This is a genomic window from Dyadobacter sp. (assembly GCF_039919315.1).
GTDB lineage: Bacteria > Bacteroidota > Bacteroidia > Cytophagales > Spirosomataceae > Dyadobacter.
The window spans coordinates 83,034-89,190 of record NZ_JBDSFX010000010.1 but is presented as its reverse complement, the minus strand read 5'-3'; the positions used below and the strand labels follow the sequence as shown (position 1 = coordinate 89,190).

Annotated in this window: 6 protein-coding genes; all 6 read left to right on the top strand. The window is 46.9% G+C overall.

Annotated features, from left to right (window positions below; all coding sequences use genetic code 11):
• The coding region (locus ABIO93_RS03005; RefSeq protein WP_348064281.1) for a fucose isomerase at positions 1–1,171 on the top strand (1,171 nt) is incomplete at its 5' end.
• Positions 1,172–1,182: 11 nt separating this feature from the next.
• Complete coding sequence (locus ABIO93_RS03000; protein WP_348064279.1) at positions 1,183–2,010, top strand: transketolase; 828 nt, start codon at positions 1,183–1,185, stop codon at positions 2,008–2,010.
• A gap of 27 nt (positions 2,011–2,037) precedes the next feature.
• Positions 2,038–3,012 (top strand): transketolase C-terminal domain-containing protein, encoded by a 975-nt coding sequence (locus tag ABIO93_RS02995; RefSeq protein WP_348064277.1) that lies wholly within the window; start codon positions 2,038–2,040, stop codon positions 3,010–3,012.
• Positions 3,013–3,076: 64 nt separating this feature from the next.
• The gene (locus ABIO93_RS02990) at positions 3,077–4,504 is read left to right on the top strand and encodes a nucleoside hydrolase-like domain-containing protein (protein ID WP_348064275.1); all 1,428 of its coding nucleotides are present in this window, start codon (positions 3,077–3,079) and stop codon (positions 4,502–4,504) included.
• A gap of 53 nt (positions 4,505–4,557) precedes the next feature.
• The gene (locus ABIO93_RS02985; RefSeq protein ID WP_348064273.1) at positions 4,558–5,514 is read left to right on the top strand and encodes a D-ribose ABC transporter substrate-binding protein; all 957 of its coding nucleotides are present in this window, start codon (positions 4,558–4,560) and stop codon (positions 5,512–5,514) included.
• A gap of 2 nt (positions 5,515–5,516) precedes the next feature.
• Complete coding sequence (locus tag ABIO93_RS02980; protein ID WP_348064271.1) at positions 5,517–6,149, top strand: DUF2291 domain-containing protein; 633 nt, start codon at positions 5,517–5,519, stop codon at positions 6,147–6,149.
• Positions 6,150–6,157 lie beyond the last annotated feature (8 nt).

Below are 6,157 nucleotides of genomic sequence, written 5' to 3'. Positions count from 1 at the left end.
CAATTTTGGCGATGAACGCGGAATTGCAGAAACCCTGAAACTGGCTGAACTCAATGTACCGGTACTGGTACAGGGTTACCCGGATGATCTGGACAAGCTGGACGTAGCCAGACGCCGAGATTCATGGTGCGGAAAGATATCAGCCTGCAATAATTTGTATCAATTTGGAATCAAATATACGCTCACTACCAAGCATGTAGTGCACCCGACCGATCCTACATTTACCAAAGATCTTCTGGACTTTCTCGGTGTATGCCGGGTTACGATGGGGCTGCGGAAAGTGAGGATTGGGGCGATAGGAGCACGCCCCGGCGGTTTTAATACGGTTCGTTACAGCGAGAAGATTTTGCAACGAAATGGTATTTCCGTTGTCACTGTGGATTTGTCTGAAATTTTGGGTAATGCCAATAAACTGACTGCCCAGGATACCAGTGTACAACAACGTTTACAAAAAATAAAAGACTACGCACCTACTGGCCGTACACCGGACGCAGCATTGATACAAATGGCGAAACTGGATGTGGTTTTGACCGACTTTATGCAGGAAAATGCCTTGAATGCCACTGCGATACAGTGCTGGACTTCGGTTCAGAAAAACTACGGGTGTAATGTGTGTACGAGCATGAGTATCATGAGCGAAAGCATGCTGCCGAGCGGTTGTGAGGTCGACGTGACCGGTACGCTGAGTATGTACGCACTGCAACTGGCATCGGGGTCGCCGAGTGCGCTGGTGGATTGGAATAATAATTACGCAAACGATGACAACAAATGCGTGCTTTTCCATTGTGGAAACTGGGCCAAGTCATTTTTGCCGGATATTGAAATCAGCACTGCTCCGATTTTGGGAACATCGGTAGGAGAGGAAAATACTTATGGCGCACTGTCTGGACGTACACCGGCCTCGCCGCTTACTTTTGGCCGTATCAGCACCGACGATCCGCGTGGGGTTATGAAGGCATATATAGGTGAGGGTAAACTCACGGACGATACATTGAAAACATTCGGAAACCGCGCAGTGGCGGAAATTCCAAATCTTCAAAACCTCATGCAATACATCTGCCGAAATGGATTTGAACACCATGTGGTGATGAATGCTTCCAAAACGGCAAGCATATTGAATGAGGCGCTGGGAAACTATATGGGCTGGGAAGTGCAGCTTTTTAACGAATAATCGTGCAAACCATGTCAGAGCAGGAACTTGCGCACAAGTCGGTGGAGTACCGGAAGAAAATACTCCGATACATCTACAACGCAAAAGCCGGCCACACCGGCGGTAGCCTGTCGTGTATTGACATCCTAAATGTGCTATATAATGATACCATGCACGTGGATCCGGAACATTTCACGTCTGCCGACCGCGACCGGTACATTCAAAGTAAGGGCCATACGGTGGAAGCACTTTATGTCGTACTGGCGTCGAGAGGCTTTTTTCCGGAGTCTGATCTGGAAACATTGTGCAAGTACCAGTCTCATTACATTGGCCATCCTACCCGCAAAGTGCATGGTATTGAGCAAAATACGGGCGCATTGGGTCATGGTTTGTCGCTTAGTGTGGGTACTGCGATCGCAGGTAAAATGGATAAAAAGGATTATAGAGTGTTCACAGTGCTCGGAGACGGCGAATTGCCGGAAGGATCCAACTGGGAGGCGGCGCTTTCCGCGGCTCATTACAAGCTGGATAATCTTTGCGCGATCATTGACAAAAATGAATTGCAGATCTCCGGGCCAACCGCCGATATATGCAACACGGATCCCGTCGATAAGAAATTTGAAGCATTTGGCTGGGAGGTGCGGCATGTGGACGGTCACGATCTCAAACAATTGAAAGAGACTTTTGACGCCTTGCCATTTACCCAAGGCAAACCCAGTCTGGTGATTGCGCATACAGTGAAGGGAAAGGGAGTAAGCTATATGGAAAACCAGCTCCGTTGGCACCATGGCGTACCTAGCGCGGAGCAATATGCAGAGGCAATTCAGGAATTGGATCTTCTGGACGAAGCTATTCATTAATCAGAATCGCAACTTTCAGGAATTAAATTGGAAGAAATAGTGGATGTAACGATTGAGAAAACTGCGGTGGTGAACAGGGCAAATCTGGAAATATTTTCAGAGACATTACAGCAATTGGCGCAGAATGACCGCGATATCATCGTGGTAACGAGCGATTCGCGAGGCTCAGGAAAACTGGTGCCATTCGGACAAAAATTCCCCGAGCAGATTGTGGAAGTAGGGATTGCGGAACAGAACCTGGTAGGGGTTTCCGCCGGCCTGGCTTCAACGGGTAAGAAGGTTTTTGCCGTTTCGCCTGCCTGCTTTCTAACGGCCAGGGCATTGGAGCAGATCAAAAATGATGTGGCTTACTCCAATAATCCGGTGAACCTGGTGGGTATCAGCGCGGGTGTGAGTTATGGCGCTTTGGGTTCAACACACCATAGTCTGCATGATTTTGCGGTGCTGCGTACCATTAATAACCTCATTATCGTGGCTCCCGCTGATAATTTCGAAACGGAGCAGGCGATCCGACTGGCAGCTGAAACCGATTTGCCAGTCTATTTAAGATTCGGTAAAAAGTCAATGCCGCTGTTATCGACCGAAGAAAAGACATTTGAATTTGGCAAAGGCCGGATCGTCCGTGAAGGAAGCGATTTGACGATCATTGGTACCGGCGAAACGGTCGCTCCGGCTCTGCTGGCCGCGGAAAAGCTGCAAAAGGAGTTTAATATTTTCGCGAATGTGATCAGTATGCACACCATTAAGCCACTGGATTATCGATTATTAGCGGACACTGCTGCTACCGGAAAGCCCATCATTACCGTTGAAGAACATAGCATTTACGGTGGCCTTGGAGAGGCATGCGCCTCTTATTTAATTCAGAATAATCACCATAACCGGTTCAAAATCATTGGAATACCCGATGAATATACCGTGACCGGCTCGCAGCAAGAGATATTCACGCACTACGGAATATCGGAGGAAGGCATCGCCGGAATTGCCCTCGAACTTTGTAAATAAATCACCCCGCCATCAGGTTAAGCAGCCCATTTTTGAGTCAGCATTTTAGCAATCCTTTTTAAATATGGTTATTCAGGAATATTTTATCAAGACAGCAAGAAGCCTGGTATTCCTTCCGCTGCTATTTTCCCAATTGACGACTTTTGGGCAATCGATAGAGCCGAAGCGCAGGGTTTTGATTTTGACAGATATTGAAAATGAACCGGATGATACCCAGTCCATGATCCGTTTTTTAACCTATTCTAATCAGTGGGACATTGAGGGACTGATCGCTACGACCTCCATTCATCAGCAAAAACGGGTGGCGGTGGAAAAGATCAAGCAACTGATCAATACTTATGGTAAGGTCCGTGCCAATTTGTTATTGCACGAAAAAGGATATCCGGAAACGGAATATCTGCTGAGCATTACCAAAGGTAGTTTTCCTGAATTCGGCCTTAATGCGGTGGGTAAAGGAAAAGATTCGGAAGGCTCGGAATGGATCATTAAAGTAGTTGATAAAAAAGACGACCGGCCGGTGTGGATTCCCGTGTGGGGCGGGGCTAATTGTCTCGCACAAGCATTATGGAAGGTGAAAATGACACGCTCGCCGGAAGATCTCAAAAAATTTGCTTCGAAGATCAGAATGTATACCATATCTGACCAGGACGATACCGGGCCGTGGATCAGGAAGAATTTTCCGGATGTTTTTTATGTGGGTAGCCCGGGTTACCATGCGGCGGGAGCCTATCATTATGCGACCTGGTCGGGCATTAGCGGGGATAAATTTCATGGCAGGTTCACTGGCGCGAATTTTGAAATCGTGGACAATCCCTGGCTCGATGAAAATGTTAGAAATCATGGCCCACTGGGCGCTGAGTACCCATTCACCAAGTTTCTCATGGAAGGTGACACGCCTTCTTTTTTGGGACTGATCCCCAATGGCATGAATGATCCCGAGCACCCGGAATTCGGTGGCTGGGGTGGGAGATACGAACTTTACACGCCACGCACATTGAAATATTTTTATGAACCGGAAACCCGGCCGATCTACACGGACGCAATGGACGAAGTGAAAGGTGTGGACGGAAATTTCCATACCAGCAACAAGGCGACATTATGGAGGTGGCGCGAAGCATTTCAGCACGATTTCGCGGCGCGGATGGACTGGACGATCAAACCATTCAAAGAGGCAAATCATCCGCCGAAAGTAGCCTTGAAGCATGCGAATGCATTGAAAGCGACGAGTGGTGAAACTGTCACATTGAGTGCAGAAGGTTCAGAAGATCCTGATGGTGACGGGTTGAGCTATGAATGGATCTATTATCCGGAGCCGGGGACGTACAACATCAAGGAACCATTAGGTATTAAGGATTTGCACGCTGTGGGCACCTCTTTTATAGCGCCCAAAGTGAGCCAGCCGGAGACGATTCATATTATTTTGTCGGTGACCGACAATGGTAAACCGTCGCTCACCAGGTATCAGCGGGTTATTGTTACTGTGTTTCCGTAACGAGACTTACCAAGTCTTCAAGACTTGGCAAGTCTTGCTTAAAATTCCTACCCATGAGATTCCGAAGTACATATATACTGCTATTGACCTGCGCTATTTTCGGATTGGCATTCATCGGATGTAAAACAAAACAAGCCGACGACGAGCCAAAGAAAATAGCCATTGTAGTCTCAACGCTCAATAATCCGTGGTTCGTTTTTCTTGCAGAACGCGCTCAGACTAAGGCCAAAGAGCTGGGGTATGAGTCAAAAGTTTTTGATTCTCAAAATAGTACTTCATTGGAAACGGATCATTTTGAAAATGCCATTGCCACTGGTTATGACGCGATTTTGTTCAATCCTACCGACGCAGACGGCTCCATTGTCAACGTAAAAAATGCTGTTGCAGCGGGTGTGCCGGTTTTTTGTATGGACCGCGAGGTGAATGCCAACAATGCGGCCACTTCCCAGATACTATCGGATAGCTACTCAGGCTGCGTGGCAATCGGCCGGTATTTTGTAGAAACACTCAATAAGAAAGGCAAGTATGTCGAAATCCTCGGAATGGTAGGCGATAACAATACCTGGAACCGCTCCAAAGGCTTTCATAGCGTGGTCGATTTTTATCCAGGGCTGAAAATGGTTGCTCAGCAAAGCGCTGATTTTGACCGGAATAAGGCAATGGAAGTGTTGGAATCCATCTTACAGGCACACCCGGACATTGATGCGGTTTTTTGCGGAAACGATGCAATGGCGATGGGCGCATACCAGGCTTTATCTGCTGCCGGTAAAGCTGACAAGGTTCGGGTTTTTGGTTTCGATGGCGCTGAGGATGTTGTGAAATCCATTCAAGACGGAAAAATAATGGCTACCGGAATGCAGTTTCCCGAAGTCATGGCGAATACTGCTGCCACGTTTGCAGATGAGTATTTCAAAGGTAAAAGGGAATTTCCGAAGAAGATGCCGGTGGCTGTGGAGCTGGTTAAAAGGGACAACATTGAAAATTATGCTGCTTACGGCAAAAAGGAATAGTCATGAGAAAAATCATCCGATATGCTGCATTCTTCATTTTAATCGCGGTTGTAGCTTACAATTCTGTTTATTTCAAAAAACTCGATGAGGTAAAAGCAGGAGCGACATCATTTAATGCAGCCAGGTATGCCGGCAGATTCTGGGAGACGAAACTACTGCCGGCCACATCAAAAGCCATTGAAACGGGCGAACTGTTGTCCCTTTTGAAAACGGATAAAGGAAAGGCATTTGCCGATCATTCACATGCACTGGGAATTGGAAACGTGAAGTTCTTTCTGATCAAAGGCATAGGGACCGTTGAGTCCGTTGAAGAAAACCAAGTCTTGCTCAAAATTGAATTTCAGCACGAAAAATCGGTACTAAGGATTGCGACTGAGTACATCTTCGGCAATGCAGTGCGCGACGCCTCAGGGGCAATGGATATGAATGAGTTTTCTAACTCCATGGATTTCAATAATGTATCGGCGGAGATCAACAAAATCATACGCGATAAGGTCATTCCCGGTTTTAAATCAAAGGTTAAAAAAGGGGACCGGATTACATTTTCAGGCGCCATTGAATTGAACAAGGAGCATACAGACCTGAAAAGGATAGAAGTGATACCGGTGAGCTTGAAAATAGTGGATAATATTTAATTCGATTA